The organism is Streptomyces sp. NPDC050738 (genome assembly GCF_040654175.1).
GTDB lineage: Bacteria > Actinomycetota > Actinomycetes > Streptomycetales > Streptomycetaceae > Streptomyces.
On record NZ_JBFAHN010000015.1, the window covers coordinates 75,453 to 91,231 of the forward strand.

General features: G+C 71.9%; 11 protein-coding genes. 8 read left to right on the plus strand and 3 right to left on the minus strand.

Going from position 1 to position 15,779, the window contains the following annotated elements:
- Positions 1–20 precede the first annotated feature (20 nt).
- The 8 genes from fabG to AB0H78_RS30445 are packed head-to-tail and all read left to right on the plus strand — an operon-like array spanning position 21 to position 10,711.
- Positions 21–785, plus strand: coding sequence for a 3-oxoacyl-ACP reductase FabG (gene fabG / locus AB0H78_RS30410; protein WP_363237872.1), 765 nt, complete (start codon positions 21–23; stop codon positions 783–785).
- On the plus strand, positions 773–2,569 hold the full coding sequence (locus AB0H78_RS30415; protein WP_363237873.1) for a heparinase II/III family protein: 1,797 nt from the start codon (positions 773–775) through the stop codon (positions 2,567–2,569). Before fabG ends, AB0H78_RS30415 begins: the two co-directional genes overlap by 13 nt.
- Before the next feature lies 1 nt (position 2,570).
- Entirely contained in the window at positions 2,571–4,541 is a 1,971-nt protein-coding gene (locus tag AB0H78_RS30420; RefSeq protein WP_363237874.1) for a hypothetical protein, read from the plus strand.
- A 1-nt stretch (position 4,542) separates the two neighbouring features.
- Entirely contained in the window at positions 4,543–5,127 is a 585-nt protein-coding gene (locus AB0H78_RS30425; protein WP_363237875.1) for a DUF624 domain-containing protein, read from the plus strand.
- Complete coding sequence (locus tag AB0H78_RS30430) at positions 5,124–6,197, plus strand: right-handed parallel beta-helix repeat-containing protein (protein ID WP_363237876.1); 1,074 nt, start codon at positions 5,124–5,126, stop codon at positions 6,195–6,197. The genes AB0H78_RS30425 and AB0H78_RS30430 overlap by 4 nt, the downstream gene beginning before the upstream one ends.
- Positions 6,194–7,324 (plus strand): SGNH/GDSL hydrolase family protein, encoded by a 1,131-nt coding sequence (locus tag AB0H78_RS30435; RefSeq protein WP_363237877.1) that lies wholly within the window; start codon positions 6,194–6,196, stop codon positions 7,322–7,324. The genes AB0H78_RS30430 and AB0H78_RS30435 overlap by 4 nt, the downstream gene beginning before the upstream one ends.
- Positions 7,325–7,334: 10 nt before the next feature.
- Positions 7,335–9,725: a polysaccharide lyase 8 family protein gene (locus tag AB0H78_RS30440; protein WP_363237878.1), complete on the plus strand. Its 2,391-nt coding sequence runs from the start codon at positions 7,335–7,337 to the stop codon at positions 9,723–9,725.
- Between the two features lie 2 nt (positions 9,726–9,727).
- Positions 9,728–10,711: an acetylxylan esterase gene (locus AB0H78_RS30445; RefSeq protein WP_363237879.1), complete on the plus strand. Its 984-nt coding sequence runs from the start codon at positions 9,728–9,730 to the stop codon at positions 10,709–10,711.
- 207 nt (positions 10,712–10,918) lie between these two features.
- Here AB0H78_RS30445 and AB0H78_RS30450 read toward each other — a convergent pair whose 3' ends face one another.
- From AB0H78_RS30450 to AB0H78_RS30460, 3 genes are read right to left on the minus strand one after another with little or no spacing between them, the layout of a single operon-like run.
- A complete protein-coding gene (locus AB0H78_RS30450) occupies positions 10,919–12,496 on the minus strand; it encodes an NAD(P)/FAD-dependent oxidoreductase (protein ID WP_363237880.1) in 1,578 nt (525 codons plus the stop codon).
- A gap of 46 nt (positions 12,497–12,542) precedes the next feature.
- On the minus strand, positions 12,543–14,816 hold the full coding sequence (locus AB0H78_RS30455) for a serine/threonine-protein kinase (protein ID WP_363237881.1): 2,274 nt from the start codon (positions 14,814–14,816) through the stop codon (positions 12,543–12,545).
- Positions 14,798–15,724: an oxygenase MpaB family protein gene (locus AB0H78_RS30460; protein WP_363237882.1), complete on the minus strand. Its 927-nt coding sequence runs from the start codon at positions 15,722–15,724 to the stop codon at positions 14,798–14,800. Before AB0H78_RS30460 ends, AB0H78_RS30455 begins: the two co-directional genes overlap by 19 nt.
- Between the last annotated feature and the right edge of the window lie 55 nt (positions 15,725–15,779).

Below are 15,779 nucleotides of genomic sequence, written 5' to 3' on the forward strand. Positions count from 1 at the left end.
CTGAAAGGGCTTTGACTTTCATGTCTGCTGATCTCAACGGTTCCCGTGCACTGGTGACGGGCGCGGCCCACGGCATAGGGCGGGCCATCGCGATCGCGCTCGCCGCGGCCGGAGCCGATGTCGCCGTGCACTTCAACAGCTCCGCCGAGCAGGCCGGGGAGACGGTCTCCGCGATCGAGACCCTGGGGCGGCGCGCCAAGGCGTTCCGCGCCGATGTCACCGTGACCGGCGAGGTGGACCGACTGGTCGACGAGGCGACCGGATTCCTGGGCGGGCTCGACATCCTGGTCTGCAACGCGGGGCACCTCATCGGGCGTGCCACGGTCGAGGAGATGTCCGACGACCACTTCGGCCGGGTCGTCGACGTCAATCTCACCTCCACCTTCCGCACCTGCCGCGCCGCGCTCCCCCACCTCCGTACCTCCGAGGCCGGCCGCATCATCACCATGGCCTCGCTGGCCGCCCACAACGGCGGCGGCCCCGGGTCGGTCGCCTACGCGGCCGCCAAGGCCGGGGTCCGCGGCTTCACCAAGGGGCTCGCGAAGGAGGTCGGCGGGGCAGGAATCACCGTGAACGCGGTGGCGCCCGGCTTCATCGGAGGCACCGCCTTCCACGACACGTTCACCGCCCCCGAGGCGCAGGCGGCGATGGCTGCGGGCATCCCGGTGGGCCGCGCCGGCACCCCCGAGGACGTCGCGTCAGCGGTCGTCCACCTGGCCTCGCCCGCCTCCGGCTTCCTCAACGGGACCACCGTGGACATCGACGGTGGCGTGTGGCCGCGTTGAGGACGATCCCGCGCGAGCGGGGCGGCTGGTGGCATGCGTACGTGTGCCCGGCCCATGGGGGCGAACTCGACCACGGCGATCCGCTCAGCGGGGTCTTCCCCGAGGACGGCGCACGCTGTGCGTACGGCTGCCGGGTCGACACCGAGGCGGTGCGCGGCGCCTGGCTGGTGCTCTCCCACCAGGCCTGGGCCCGGCACATCCGGGTCCTCGCCCACCGGGGCGAGAGCGCGCAGGCGCTCGCCCGGCTGGTCGAATACGCCTCCCTGTACGCGGAGTTGGCGGGCGCACGGCACGACGAGGCCCAGTCGTGGATGCTGCGCGGCTGCCTCTTCCACCAGGCGCTGACCGATGCCATCTGGGCGGTGAACATCGCTCATGCGGTGTGGACGCTGGCCGAGCGCGACACGGAGGGTCTGGCCGCGGTGCTGCCGCTCCTCGACGACCTGGAGCAGGCGGCGCTGGACGCCCGCGAGGTCCTCGTGGGCCGCGGCGACCTGGCCTCCAACTACACGGCGTGGCTGAACGCCGCGGGCACGGCGGCGAGCCGGGCCTCGGCGGCGGTGCGCAAGGCGCCCTGGGAGGGGGCCAAGCAGTGGCGGGACGGCGAGGGCGGGCTGTACGCGCATCTGCGGGCAGCCGTCGCCGGTGACGGCTGGGAGTGGGAAGGCTCCACGTACTACCACGGCTTCGTGCTGCGGGCCGCGCTGCTGGCCCTGCGCGGTACGGAACCGGCGTCGGTCCCGGCCGATGTGAGCGCCGTACTGGCGGGCATGACCGGGGCGCTGGCGTCGATCGCGACGGACGGCGGACTGCTGCCCGCGCTGCACGACGGGCCGTATCTGCGCGCACCGCTGGCGCTGGAGTGGCTCGAACTCGCGGCGCTTGCAGATCAGTTCACTCCCGCGCCCCGGCTGGATGCGGTGGCCGGGCAGGCCCGCGAGGAGCTCGGCGCCGCCGACGACGGGCTGGACCGCGAACTGGGCGGCTGGTTCGCTGGAGCTCCGCTGGCCGAGCTGCCCGCAGCGGAGGCGGCCGTCGTCTTCTCCGACACGGGGTATGCCGTGCTCCGCGCAGGTGGCGTACAGGCACTCCTGGACTTCGGTCCGCACGGCGGATCGCACGGGCACCGCGACAAGCTGGCGCTCTATCTCTACGGGGCACGCACCCCGTGGCAGCCGGACTACGGCCAAGTCCCTTATGCGCACGCCGAGTTCCGCGAGCTGTACGCCTCGACCGCCGCGCATCCCGCATTCCGGGTGGACGGCGTGGAGCAGGCGGAGTGCGCCGGCCGGCTGCTCGCGGCGGACTCCGCATCGGTGACGGCCGAGGTGACCTCCGCCTACCCGGGGGTGCGCGCGGTCCGCCGCGTCGAGGCGGGGTCCTGCTACCTCGTGGACCTGCTCACCGTCACCGCGCCCGAGCCCCGTACCGTCACCGCCCAACTGCGCCCCGGCACAGCCCTCGACGTCCAGATCACGGCGGACGGGGCCGTGCGCACCACCTGGTACGGCACGGAGAACCTCCACGGCCTGCACACGGCCACGACTGCGGTACGCCCCTTCACGCGACCCGGGCCGGGACCCGCCGACGACCCCGGGCGCACCCGCAGCTGGGTGGACTTCACCGCGCGGTCCGAGCGCGTGACGTTCGCATCGGTCTACCAGTCCGGTGACGCGGGCCCCGCCGTCGTGGGCGTCTCGCTCACCGAACAGGACGGCCAGGTCGTCGAGTTGACGGTCGAGCTGGCCGACGGCACCACGGCCGCGCACCGGGCGGAGGCCTGACATGCTGCTCTCCGCGACGCCGCCCGCAGGCCCCCGGTCCGCCCAGGAGCAGCGGCTCCTGCACGAGGCCGTCCGTAATCTGGCCCTCACCCCGCCCTCCGTCCACCCGCAGGCCAGCATCACCTGGCTGGGTCCGGCCGCCGCCAACCCGGCACTCGCGTACCGGATCACCGGCGACCCCGCCCATCTCGCGGAGAGCCGGCGCTGGCTGGAGGCCGCGGTGCGGCTGCCGCACTGGGGCAGCGCCCATATGCCCGACCACGACCTGGACGCGGGCTGGCTGCTGCACGGCATCTCGCTCGCCTTCCACTGGCTGGGCGACGCCCTGCCGGAGGAGGTCAGGGCGCTGGTGCGCTACAAACTCCTGCTCCAGGGGCGGAGGTTGTACGAATTCGCCGTCGCCTCCGAGGGCCGCTGGTGGTCCTCCTCGTACTGGCAGAACCACAACTGGATCTGCTACGCGGGCCTGGCCACCGCCGGCTATGTGCTGGGACGCGAGGAGTGGACGGAGCGCGCCAAGGACAATCTCGGGCGAGTGCTGGACGCGCTGCCCGAGGACGGTTCGCATGCCGAAGGCGTCGTCTACTGGCGGTACGGGGTGCCCTGGCTGGCGATGCATCTCGATCTGCTCCAGGAGGCGGAGGGCATCGACTGGTGGGAGCGCGGCGGCTTCATGGCCCGCACGTTCGACTACCGGCTCCACCAGTCGGCGCCCGGGTTCGCCCGCATCGTGGACCACGGGGACTGCCACGACCGGCACAGCGGACACAGCGCCGCCCTCTACTACCGGCTGGCGTCCCGGTACGGCATCGGCGAGGCACAGTGGCTCGGCGATCTGGTGGGCGGTGAACTGCTGGCAGGGGAAGCGGAGTTGAGCGGGGTGCGGCCCGGGATCCTTCCCGAGGCGTATCTGGAGCACCTCTGGTACGACCCGGCGGTGACCCCCGTCGCACCGTCGCGCACGCAGGCGTACTTCCCCGATCTCGGGCTGCTCACCTCGCGGACGGGATGGGACGAGCAGGCCACCCTGGTGTCCTTCAAGGCGAGCCCCGGCGGCGGGCACAAGGCGTGGGAGACCTCGGCCAAGCACCGGGCGGAACTGGGCTGGGAGACGCTCAACACCGGTCACCACCACCCCGATTCGGGTTCCTTCGTCCTTCTCTCGCAGGGCGCGCATCTCGCGGTCGACGAGGGGTACAGCAACCGCAAGCGGGCCGCCCATCACAATCTGCTGCTCGTGGACGGCCAGGGATACGCCGACGAGGACCGGTACCACGTGTACCGGGACATCCCGTACGAGCGTCAGGCCCGCCAGCGCGATGTGCTCGCCGACGGCGGCTGGGCGCACGCGACGGCGGAGATCGCCGCGATGTACGATCCCGCGCTCGGCGTCCAACGCCTCGACCGGACACTGGTGTTCACGCCGTCGGGCCGCCTGGTACTCCTGGACGTCGCCGAGGCGGACGTCGCACGGGAGTGGTCGTTCCTGCTGCAGACCGACGCGCCGACGGAACGGACCGCCGAGGACCTCCACCGGATCCGTTCAGGTGCGGCCGGCGCTTTCGTACGCCGCTTCGCCCCGGCAGGCGCCCGTACGGAATCCGCCGCGGTGACGGTCGAGGCGAACCCCACGTCCAGCACCCCGGAACTGCGGATCACCCGGACGCTGCACACCCTGCGCACGACGACGCCGCCGACACCAACTGCCGTGTTCCTCACGGCGATCGAGCCGGGCCAGGCGACCGTCGCGCAGGAGGTGGCGTGCGAGGAGGGCTTCGGTCTCACCTTCGGCGCCGAGACCGTGCTCCTCTCCCCCGTGCTGCGGCGTATCCGCACCGCCGATGTCACCGCAGACGCGGCGGCCGTACTGATCGACGGCGACGCGATCGCCGTGGTGGGCGCCCGGCGGGTGGAGGTGCAGGGGCAACTGGTCCTGGACGTCCGGGAACCGTACACAGGAAAGGTCGGCTGACATGCGGTCGTTCGCGCTGATGCGGCGTCTTGAGTTCCTCGCGTACCCGGCGGCGGCCGGGGCCGCGTTCACCGTACTGGCCCTGGGTGTGGTGACCTGGCTGCCGGCGCTCGCGGCCATGGCCTGCGCGCTGCAGCGGTGGCGCACCGAGGGCGACAGCCGGTGTTTCGCCGGGGTCTTCGAGGCCTTCCCCCGCTATTGGCGGGCGCTGTGGAAGCACAGCCTGCTGTCCACGGCCGCCGCCGCGGTGCTCATCGCCAACATCGCGTATCTGCTGGGCAGTTCGCACCCGATCGCCTTCGTCGCGCTGGCCGCTCAGGCGGGGATCGCCGCCGCGCTGGTCATCCACCATGTCGCGCTCGCCGCTCAGGCGGGGCACGCGCCGAACGGTTCGGTCGCCGCGTGGACGCGCGGCGCGCTCGCTCTCGGCTTCGGTTCGCCCGCCCGGGGGACCGCGCTGCTGGGCGCGGTCGTCTCGGCCGTCCTGCTCTCCGCCGTCGTGCCGCTCGGGCCGCTGCTGCTCGGCCCGAGCGTTCCCGTACTGCTCGCTCTGTCGTTCGCCGATCCCAGGAGGAACACCGTATGAGCCGTTCACTGACCGCCGCCCTGCTGGCCGCACTGGCCGCGGGAGCGCCCCTCGCCCTGCCTGCCCCCGCTGTCGCGGCGGCAAGCGCGTACTACGTCAGCCCGTCGGGCAGCGACGCCAACTCCGGTACGTCGTCCGGCAGTCCGCTCGCCACGATCCAGCACGCGCTCGACCTGGCGCCCTCCGGATCGGTGGTGCATCTGGCGTCGGGCACGTACCTCCAGGATGTCGTGACCCGGCGCCCTGAAGTGACGCTCACCGGCCCTGCGAACGCCGTGGTCAAGGGGGCAGGGGACTCCCGGATCATCCAGGTGCAGCACGACAAGACCGTGCTGGAGGGGTTCACCGTCGACGGGCTGTTCGGCTCCTCGTCGAGTGTCGCGGGCTATCGCCTCAAGCTCATCTATGTCATGAGCACGACTCCCGGCAATGGTGTCGGCGGACTCCGGATCACCGACATGACGCTCAAGAACGCCGCGGACGAATGCGTACGCCTCCGCTATCTCGTCTCCAGCGCCGAGGTGTCGGGCAACACCATCAGCGACTGCGGCGTCGCCGACTTCCGTTTCGGCGGCGGAGGCAAGAACGGCGAGGGCATCTACCTCGGTACGGCACCCGAGCAGCAGGGTGCCAACGGGGCACCGGACGCGGCACCCGACATCAGCCACGGCAACCGTATCCACCACAACACCATTGCCACGCACGGAAACGAGTGCGTCGACATCAAGGAGAACTCGACGTCCAACTACGTCGAGTACAACGACTGCAGCGCCCAGCGCGACCCCAGCTCGGCCGGGCTCGACGCACGCGGAAGCGGCAACATCTTCCGGTACAACACCGTCCACGACAACCTCGGCTCCGGCATCCGACTCGGCGGCGACACCGCGACCGACGGCATCAACACGGGGATCTACGGCAACACCATCACCGGGAACGCGGGCGGCGGCATCAAGTTCATGCGCACCCCGCAGGGCCCGGTGTGCACCAACACCATGAGCGGCAACACCGGCGGCGACTCGGTGGGCACCTACGGCGCCGAGTACGACCCGACCGGGCCGTGCCCCCAGTGAGCGCGCCCACCCGAAGAGGCCTGCTGGGTGCGGCGGCGGGAATCGTGGCCGTGGCCGCAGCTCCGGCCGACGCACACGCGGCCACGCGCCACCCCGCCCCGTGGACCGCGTCCTGGTCCACGGCCCAGACCGCACCGACCGCGGCCGACCCCCTCGCTTCCGCAGGACTCACCGACGCCACCTTCCGGGCCACGGTGCGTCTGTCGGCCGGCGGCCGGGTCCGGCTCAGGTACGGTCACGCCTTCGGTACGCAGCCCGTACTGATCGGCCCCGTCACCGCGGACGGCCACCCCGTGACCTTCGGCGGCGAGCCGCAGGCCTGGCTGGCCGCAGGCGCCTCGCTCACCAGCGACCCGGTCGCGGGACTGCGCGCGCAGGACGGCGCTGACCTCACGGTCGTCACCCAACTCCCCGGCCCCACCGGCCCGTTGTCATTCCACCGCAACACCCATGCGAGCCACTGGATCGACGGCGTCCGCACCACCTCGGTGTTCCTGCTCACCGGGGTGGACGTCTCGGACGCCCACGGCCCGTCGGTCGCCGTGCTCGGAGACTCCATCGCCGAGGGCGTCGGCACACCCGATGACGCCAACCTCCGCTGGCCGGACCAACTGGCCCGCAGGCTGCCCGGCGGCGCCGTCGCCAATCTCGGGATCAGTGGCAACCGGCTGCTCCTGGACGACGCCCGGTTCGGTCCCGGCGGTCAGGCGCGCTTCGACCGCGACGTCCTGGCGCTCCCCGGGCTGCGCACCGTCCTGGTCCACCTCGGCATCAACGACCTTCAGCAGCCGCCGAGTCAGACCGATCCGCAGCGGCTCATCGCCGGCTTCCGCCAGCTGGTGGTCCGCGCGCACGACGCGGGGCTGCGGGCGGTCGGCGCCACCATCACCCCCTTCGAGGGATGGGTGCGCTGGACGCCCGACCTCGAAGCCGTACGCGAGAAGGTCAACGCCGAGCTGCGGGCCGGGAAGATCTTCGACCGCATCGCAGACTTCGACACGGCGCTACGGGATCCCGTACGCCCCTCGCGGATGCTGCCCGCGTACGACAGCGGCGACCATCTGCACCCCAATCCCGCCGGACACACCGCACTTGCCGCGGCCGTGAACCGCCGACACCTTCTGTGAGGCCCGGATCATGACATCAGGCACCACCAGACGCACCGTCCTCGCCGCAACTGCCGCCCTGGGAACAGCACTTGCTCTGCCCTCGGCACCGGCCACCGCCGCAGAGCCCGCCGTCGCGGATGCCGCGGCCCTACGCACCCGCTGGCACACCCTCCTCACCGGCGGCCCCGGCCTCGACCTCGGCAACCCGCGGATCGCGGCCGCCGTGGACCGGATCGGCAGGACGGCGGCCACCACGGCGAAGGGCCTCGACCCCACGCGCACCGACGGACTGTGGCCCGACCTGGCGAGCACCACCCTCTCCAACCACGTCACCACCTCCTTCAAGCGCATCGCCACGATCGCCACCGCCTGGGCCGTGCCCGGCACCCCGCAGTACGGGGACGCCGCCACCGCGCAGCTGCTGCTCGCCTCGCTGGACTGGATGCTGGCGCACCGCTACGGGCCCGGCATGACTCGGTTCGACAACGACTGGGACTGGGAGATCGGCTCGGCGCTCGCCCTCAACGACGCCGCGGTCCTGCTGTACGACGTCCTGGGCACAGAGCGCCTGACCCGCATCACCGGCGCCGTGCACTCCTACACCCCCGACCCGAACCTGTGGCGTGCGGACCGCCAGATCGCCACAGGCGCCAACCGGGTGTGGATCTCCACGGTCGTCGCCGTCAACGCCGTCCTGAGCAACGACGGCGCAGCCCTCACCCGGGTCCGCGACGCGCTCTCGGATGTCGAGGGCGGCGGCGCCAACAGCGTGCTGGCCTTCAACGACCGTACGGGCGGCGCCGACGGCACCGGCGAGGGCTTCTACTCCGACGGCTCCTTCCTCCAGCACTACAAGCACCCCTACAACGGCGGCTACGGCAAGGAACTCCTCAACAACCTCTCCCGCCTCCTGAACCTCCTGGCCTCGTCGGAGTGGACGGTCACCGACCCGGACCTCGACAACGTCCGCCGCTGGGTGGACGACGGCTTCGACCCGCTGATCGTGCGCGGCGACGTGATGGCCTCGGTGTGCGGACGCGAGATCGCCCGCCCCAGCAAGCAGGGCCATGTCTCCGCGCAGACGGTCATCGAGGCGGTGCTGCGGCTGATCCCCGGCTTCCCCGGCGAGACCGCCGACCGCTTCACCGCACTGGTCAAGCAGTGGATCACCGAGGACACCTACCGCGACTTCCTCGCCGCCACCGACCTCGCCTCGCTGGTGGCCGCACAGCAGGTGCTCGCCGGCCCCGTCCCCGCGCGCGGCCCGCTGGTCGCCCACAAGCAGCACCCGCTGATGGACAAGGCCGCGCACCACCGCCCCGGCTTCGCGCTCGGCATCTCCGCATACTCGACGCGCATCTACAACTACGAGTCGATCCAGAACGAGAACCTCCACGCCTGGCACCTCTCCGACGGCATGGTGCTGCTCTACACCGACGACCTCGGCCACTACAGCGAGGACTACTGGCCGACCGTGGACCCCACCCGCCTCCCCGGCACCACCGTGGTCGCCGGGCGGCCGGCCGACGCCGCAGGGCAGCGCACCACGTCCACCGCGGACTGGGCGGGCGGCACCGCGCTGCCCGGGACGACGCTCGGTGCGTACGGCATGGAGCTGCGGGCGTACGGGAGTTCGCTGCGGGCGCTCAAGAGCTGGTTCTGTCTGGACGACGTGATCGCCTGCGCGGGCTCGGGGATCACGGTGGACGCGGGCACCGTCGAGACGGTCGTGGAGAACCGCAAGTTGCGCGACCCGGCCGCGGCCCTCCTCGTCAACGGCTCCCCCGCCTCGACCGTCCCGGGTCCCGTGGATCTCGATGCCGTGCGCTGGCTGCACCTGGAGGGCACCGGCGGTTACGTCTTCCCGCAGGCGGCCCACGTCCGGACGCTGCGCGAGGAACGCACCGCGACCTGGCGGGAGATCAACCTCAAGTACGGCACGGACACCCCCGTCACCCGCCCGTACCTGACGCTCTGGCACGACCACGGGGCGACACCCACCGACGCGGGGTACTTCTGGCTCCAAGCGCCGATGGCCTCCGCGGCGCGCACGCAGCAGCTCTCCGCCTCACCTCCGGTGCGCGCGATCGCCACGACAACCTCGGTGCACGCGGTGCGCCGGTGCGCCGACGGGCTGCTCGCCGCGAACTTCTGGGCGGCGGGCCGGGCCGGCGAGTTGGCGGCCGACGGCCCGGCCTCCGTCCTCGTACGGCCGCAGGGCAGGACGGTGACCGTCGCGCTCTCCGACCCGACGCAGCTGCGCGCACAGGTCGTCCTCGACCTGGCGCTGCGCGGCCTCAAGGTCGCCTCGGCCGATTCGGGCGTACGGACCGAGCCCACCCCCGGCGGCATCCGCATCACCGCGGACACGGCCGGCCTGCGCGGCACGACCCTCACCCTGACCCTGACAAGGAGCTGACCTTGCTGTTCGACATGCCACTGGAGCGGCTGCGCGACTACCGGCCGCAGCCAGAGGAGCCCGCGGACTTCGACGCCTTCTGGGAAAAGACCCTCACCGAGACTTCGCGCCATCCGCTGGATGCCGAATTCGTGCCGTACGAGAGCGGGTTGGCGACCGTAGACGTCCTCGACGTGACGTTCCGGGGGTGGGGCGGGCAGCCGGTGAAGGCCTGGCTGCTGCTGCCGCGCGGCCGCACCGGTCCGCTGCCGGCCATCGTCCAGTACATCGGCTACAACGGCGGTCGGGGCATCCCGTACTCCTGGCTGACCTGGAGTGCCCTGGGCTACGCGCATCTGGTGATGGACAACCGCGGCCAGGGCGGTGGCGGCAAGAACACCGCGGACACCCCCGACATCGCACCCGAGGGCCACGGCTCCTCCTCCCCCGGATTCCTCACCAGCGGCATCGAGGACCCCTACCGCCATTACTACCGGCGGCTCATCACCGACGCGGTGCGTGCCGTCGACGCGGCGAAGGCCCACCCGGAGGTGGATCCCGCACGCGTGGCGGTGCTCGGCGGCAGCCAGGGCGGCGGGCTGACGCTGGCCGTCGCCGGACTGCGGGACGACGTGGTGGCGGCGGTCGCCGATGTGCCGTTCCTCTGCCACTACCGGCGCGCCTCGCAGATCACCGACTCCGGTCCGTACGCGGAGATCGCCCGGTGGCTCTCGGGCCACCGCTTCTCCGTGGAGCAGGCGATGGAGACCCTGTCGTACTTCGACGGGGTCAACTTCGCGGCCCGTGCGAGCTGTCCCGGCTGGTTCTCGGTGGGTCTGATGGACAAGATCTGTCCGTCCTCGACGGTGTTCGCCGCCTACCACCGCTATGCGGGCCCGGCAGAGATCGAGATCTTTCCGTACAACGGTCATGAGGGCGGCGCGGAGTACGACCTGCGGCGCAAACTGGCCGCGCTGCGGAGCGTCTTCGGCCCGCCACCAGAGTGAATCGGTGACCTCTCCGCCGGAAGATCCACTGTCGCTGCTGCGTGAAAGCGACCGCGAAACGGCTGTGCAGCGCCTGCAGGACGATTGCCGCGCCTCCGGACGTATCCGGAGGCGCGGCGCCTGGTGCCGCGCGACGCGATCGTCGACACCGGCGAGCTGCGGACAGGGTGGAAGGACACGCGGTACAAGGTCCCGCGGCGCTGAAGCTCAGCGGGTCCCTGCCTCCAGTACGGCCATGGCCGCGTTGTGTCCCGGGATGCCGCTGACTCCGCCGCCCCTGACCGCGCCCGCGCCGCAGAGCAGGACGCTCGCGTGCTCGGTCTCCACGCCCCAGCGGCCGGTCGTCTCGTCCGCGTACGGGAAGGCCAGTTCCCGATGGAAGATGTTTCCGCCGGGCAGCCGCAGATCGCGTTCCAGATTGAGGGGCGTCTTCGCCTCGATGCACGGGCGGCCGTCCTCGTCCAGGGCCAGACAGTCGGCGATGGGCTCGTCCAGGTGGGCGTCGAGCTGGGCGAGGGTGGATTTCAGGAGCTCGTCGCGGGCGGCGTCGTTGTTCGCGGCGAAGAGCCTGGCGGGGGTGTGGAGACCGAAGAGGGTGAGGGTCTGGTAGCCCTGGGCGGCGAGTTCGGGACCCAGGATCGAGGGGTCGGTCAGGGAGTGGCAGTAGATCTCGGAGGGCGGCGCGCCGGGGAGCTTCCCCGCAGCGGCTTCCGCGTACGCGGTACCCAACTGCCCGTAGCCCTCGGCGATATGGAAGGTCCCGGCGAAGGCCTCGCGTGGGTCGACGCCGTGGTCACGGAGCCGGGGCAGCCTGCGCAGCAGCATGTTGACCTTCAGCTGGGCGCCCTCGGCGGGGACGGGCGGCTGCTCGCCGAGGAGCGCGGCGAGCGCTTCGGGTGAGGCGTTCACCAGGACGTGGCGGGCGGCGACGGTCGATGCGGAGCTGTCGTCACGGAAGGTGACCTCGGCTCGCGTGCCGTCGGTCTCGATACGGGTGGCCTCGTGTCCCGTGACGATCTCCGCGCCCGCGTCGCGCGCGGCCTTCGCGAGGGCGTCGGTGAGAGCGCCCATGCCGCCGACGGGCACGTTCCAGTCGCCGGTGCTGTTGCCGATGACGTGGTAGAGGAAGCAGCGGTTCTGGGCGAGCGTGGGGTCGTGGGCGTCGGCGAAGGTGCCGATCAGGGCGTCCGTGAGGACCACTCCGCGGACCAGGTCGTCGGCGAACTCGCGTTCCACGGCAACTCCGACGGGCTCCTCGAAGAGCATCCGCCAGGCGTCGTCGTCCCCGATGCGCTCGCGGAGGGCGGCCCGGGTGGGGAGGGGGCCGGTGAGGGTGGGGAAGACCCGCTCGGCGACATGGCGCATCGTCGCGTAGAACCGCTGCCAGGACGCGTACTCGCGGTCGCTTCCGGTGAGGGCCTCGAACGAGGCACGGGTGCGTTGCTCTCCCCCGCCGACGAGCAGCCCGGTGGGGCGGCCGCCGCGCACGGTCGGTGTGTACGAGGAGATGGTGCGCTCCCGTACCGCGAAGTCCAGGCCGAGCTCGTGCACGATCTTCTGCGGCAGGAGGCTGACGAGGTAGGAGTAGCGGGAGAGGCGGGCGTCGACTCCGGCGAAGGGCCGGGTCGAGACGGCGGCTCCGCCGGTGTGGCCGAGGCGTTCCAGGACGAGGACGGAGCGTCCTGCGCGGGCCAGGTAGGCGGCGGCGACGAGGCCGTTGTGGCCGCCGCCGACGATCACGGCGTCGTACGCGTCATGTGCGGGTGCGGGCGAGGGTGCGTGCATGTCTCTTCGTAACACGTGGTGATCACCGGCGGCCAGAGTCGGTGGGTCAGTGGGCTCCGGAGCCGCGCTGCTGGCGCAGGGCAGCGACGCGGCGGTAGAGCTCCACGGCCTCGGCGCCCCTGCCCAGCTGTTCCAGGCAGTGGGCCTCGTCGTTGCGGCTGGCCAGGGCGTCGGGGTGGTCGGCGCCGAGGACCCGCTCGCGGGATTCGGCCACCGCGCGATAGACGGCGAGCGCATCGGCCCAGCGGCCCAGCCAGCCGAGGCCCACGGCGACCTCGCGGCGGCTGACGAGGGTGTCCGGGTGGTCGGCGCCGAGGATCCGCTCGCGGATCGCGCAGACGTCGCGCGCCTCGGTGAGCGCCTCCTCCCAGCGGGCGAGGCGGCCGAGGTTGACGCCCAGTCCGTGGCGGGCGCGCAGGGTCTCGGGGTGGCTGGGGCCGTGTACACGGGTGCGGTCGTCGACCAGGGAGCGGTACAGCTCGAGGGCTTCCGCGCTGCGGCCGAGGCGGCCCAGGCTGATGCCGACCTCGTAGCGGGCGGCGAGTGTGTCGGGGTGGTCGGGGCCCAGGGCCCTTTCGCGGGCGGCGGCGACCTCGCGGTAGGTCTGCAGCGCCTCGGTCCAGCGGCCCAACTGCCCCAGTGCGTAAGCGACTTCGTAGCGGGTGACGAGCGTGTCGGGGTGGGTCGCACCGAGCACCCTGGCCCGCGCGGACGCGACCTCGTGCGCCATCCGGTACGAGTCCTCGAGGCGGCCTAGCCGGCTGAGGTTGAAGGCGAGGTTGTGCCGGCAGCGCAGGGTGTCCGCATGGTCGGGCCCGACGGTGCGTTCGCGGGCGGCGAGCACCGAGACGTACACCTGGTGCGCCTCGAAGTGACGGCCGAGCTGGCCCAGGACGTACGCCATCTCCTGGCGCGCGCCCAGGGTTTCGGCATGGTCGGCGCCGAGGAGACGCGTCCGTCCCTCGGCGACCCGGGAGAACTCGCGCAGCGCCTCGACGGCGATACCGGTGCGGCTGAGGGTGAACCCGACCTCGTAATGGCTGGCCAGGGTGTCCGGGTGATCGGGTCCCAGGAGCTGTTCGCGCTCGGCGGCGACCGTGCGGTGCACCTCGCCGGCCTCGTTCCACCGGCCGAGCCGGCTGAGGCTGAGCCCGGCGTTGTGCTGGCCCGCGAGGACGGCGAGCCGCTCGGGCGAGGGGGTGGGGTGCTCGGGGCGGGGCTGCTCGGGGATGCCGGCGCGCGGCGAGGTGGGCGTGGTCCACTCGCCGGTGAGCGACGCCGCGTGGTCGGGCGGGGTGGGGGTGAGCGTCCAGGTGCCGGTCGCCTTGTGGCCGGTGGTCATGCCGCGTGTCCACGACGGCAGATGGGGTGCGCGCGACGGCGGCTGGTCGGGGCGCTGCTGCGGGGCGCGCAGAGCGGGAAGTGCGGGCAGTTGCCGGGCGGGGACGGTGTGGCCGGGGGTGTTCCCGGCGTGAAACCCGGCGGTCAGCCTTCGGGCCAGGTCCCTGGCATCCTCGGGCCGCTCCTCCGGGGCCTTGGCGAGCAGGTCGAGGACGGCCCGGTCGAAGTACTCGGGCAGGTCGGCGCGATGGGTGCGCGGCGGCTCGGGAATCGTGTCGCGGTGGCCGATGAGGACCGCCCAGGCGTCGTCGAGGTCGAAGGGCGGGACGCCGGTAGAGATCTCGTACAGCACACAGCCGAAGGAGTAGAGGTCGCTCCGGTGGTCGACATGGCCGCCGCTGATCTGCTCGGGCGACATGTAGTGCGGGGTGCCCATGGCGATGCCGGTGCCGGTGAGGCGGGAGGTGAATCCGATGTCGTGGCCGAGGCGGGCGATGCCGAAGTCGCAGATTTTCACCGTACCGTCGGCGAGGCGCATGATGTTGGCGGGCTTCAAGTCCCGGTGGACGATGCCCTGTTCATGTGTGTAGGCGAGGGCCGCGGCGGCCTGCTGGGCGATGTCGATGACGTCGGACACGGGCAGCGGGTGCTGTTTGTTCGCATCCAGGAGCTGGCTGAGGTTACTGCCGTCGAGCAGTTCCATGACGATGTACAGGACGCCGTCGTCCTCGCCGAAGTCATGGACGACGGTGACCCCGCGGTGCTGCAGCGAGGCCGCCACCCGCGCCTCGCGCCTGAAGCGCTCGCGCAGCACTCTGGTGAACGAGGGGTCCTGCTGCGGACCCAGCGGATTGAGGCATTTGACCGCGACGCGCCGGCCCAGCGACTCGTCGAGAGCCCGCCACACCTCGCCCATGCCCCCGCGCCCGATCAGATCGAGCAGCCGGTACCGGCCGTGGATCAGCCTGGTGTCCGCCATCTCGTGCTGTCGCCCCCGTTGTGTCGCTTCGCCCTCCCCGGCTCGTCCAGTATGACGGCCCGACCCGGGAGTTTGTACGGGGCAGGCCGCGCGTCGGAGCCCAGCCGTGCCATTGCCTTCAAGATGTGACCTGGGGGGAGCCGCCAGCGCACACGCCCGGGGATGCAGCGCAGCACGTTCCCCGTGACAGTGAGTTGACGGCTGACGGCTCCTGGGGCCGGTGCGGTCCTGCCGTACAGCTCATGGGCGTAAGGAGGCAGGGACGCGTACGCGAGCGCTGCCACGCGCCGCCAGATCAACTCGCGCGCCGGTACGAGCAGTGCGTGGATCGGGGGACGCCGCAGAAAGTCGTCGACCGCGCGGGCGTCCGCCCCGGCGGCGAGTTCGGGGCGGACCTTCTCGAAGTACGCCGCCAGTTCGGCAGTACTGGAGGGGACCTTGTCCGGGTCGAGACCGACGAGGCGTGCGCCCTGGCGGTGTTCGTCGACATAGCGGTCGGCCTGCGCCTGGGAGATCGGGTAGCCGGAGCGGCGCAGCACGGTGAGGTAGGAGTCGACCTCGGCGCAGTGCACCCACAGCAGCAGTTCCGGTTCGTCGACGCCGTACCGCTCCCCGGTCCGCGGATCGGTCGCCCCGAGCATGCTGTGGATCTTCCGGATCCGGGCACCCGCCCTCTCGGCCGCCTCGGTGGTGCCGTACGTGATGGTCCCGACGAATCCGGCGGTACGGATCAGCCGCCCCCAGGCGTCCCGTCTGAAGTCGGAGTTCTCCATCACCCCGCGCACGGCCCGCGGATGGAGCGCCTGGAGGTACAGGGCGCGGATCCCGCCGATCCACATGACCGGGTCCGAGTGCACCTGCCAGGTCACCGAGTCGGGGCCGAAGAGCCCCGGGTCAGCATCGCGCATGCCACACCTCCTGACCGCAGGCTACGCACCGGATCCGCGGGGGACGAGCCCGCGT

Excerpts from the sequence above, each read along its gene's own strand:
- fabG (WP_363237872.1), top strand. The coding sequence starts at position 21 with ATGTCTGCTGATCTCAACGGTTCCCGTGCACTGGTGACGGGCGCGGCC.
- AB0H78_RS30420 (WP_363237874.1), top strand. The coding sequence starts at position 2,571 with ATGCTGCTCTCCGCGACGCCGCCCGCAGGCCCCCGGTCCGCCCAGGAG.
- AB0H78_RS30425 (WP_363237875.1), top strand. The coding sequence starts at position 4,543 with ATGCGGTCGTTCGCGCTGATGCGGCGTCTTGAGTTCCTCGCGTACCCG.
- AB0H78_RS30430 (WP_363237876.1), top strand. The coding sequence starts at position 5,124 with ATGAGCCGTTCACTGACCGCCGCCCTGCTGGCCGCACTGGCCGCGGGA.
- AB0H78_RS30440 (WP_363237878.1), top strand. The coding sequence starts at position 7,335 with ATGACATCAGGCACCACCAGACGCACCGTCCTCGCCGCAACTGCCGCC.
- AB0H78_RS30450 (WP_363237880.1), bottom strand. The coding sequence starts at position 12,496 with ATGCACGCACCCTCGCCCGCACCCGCACATGACGCGTACGACGCCGTG.
- AB0H78_RS30455 (WP_363237881.1), bottom strand. The coding sequence starts at position 14,816 with ATGGCGGACACCAGGCTGATCCACGGCCGGTACCGGCTGCTCGATCTG.
- AB0H78_RS30460 (WP_363237882.1), bottom strand. The coding sequence starts at position 15,724 with ATGCGCGATGCTGACCCGGGGCTCTTCGGCCCCGACTCGGTGACCTGG.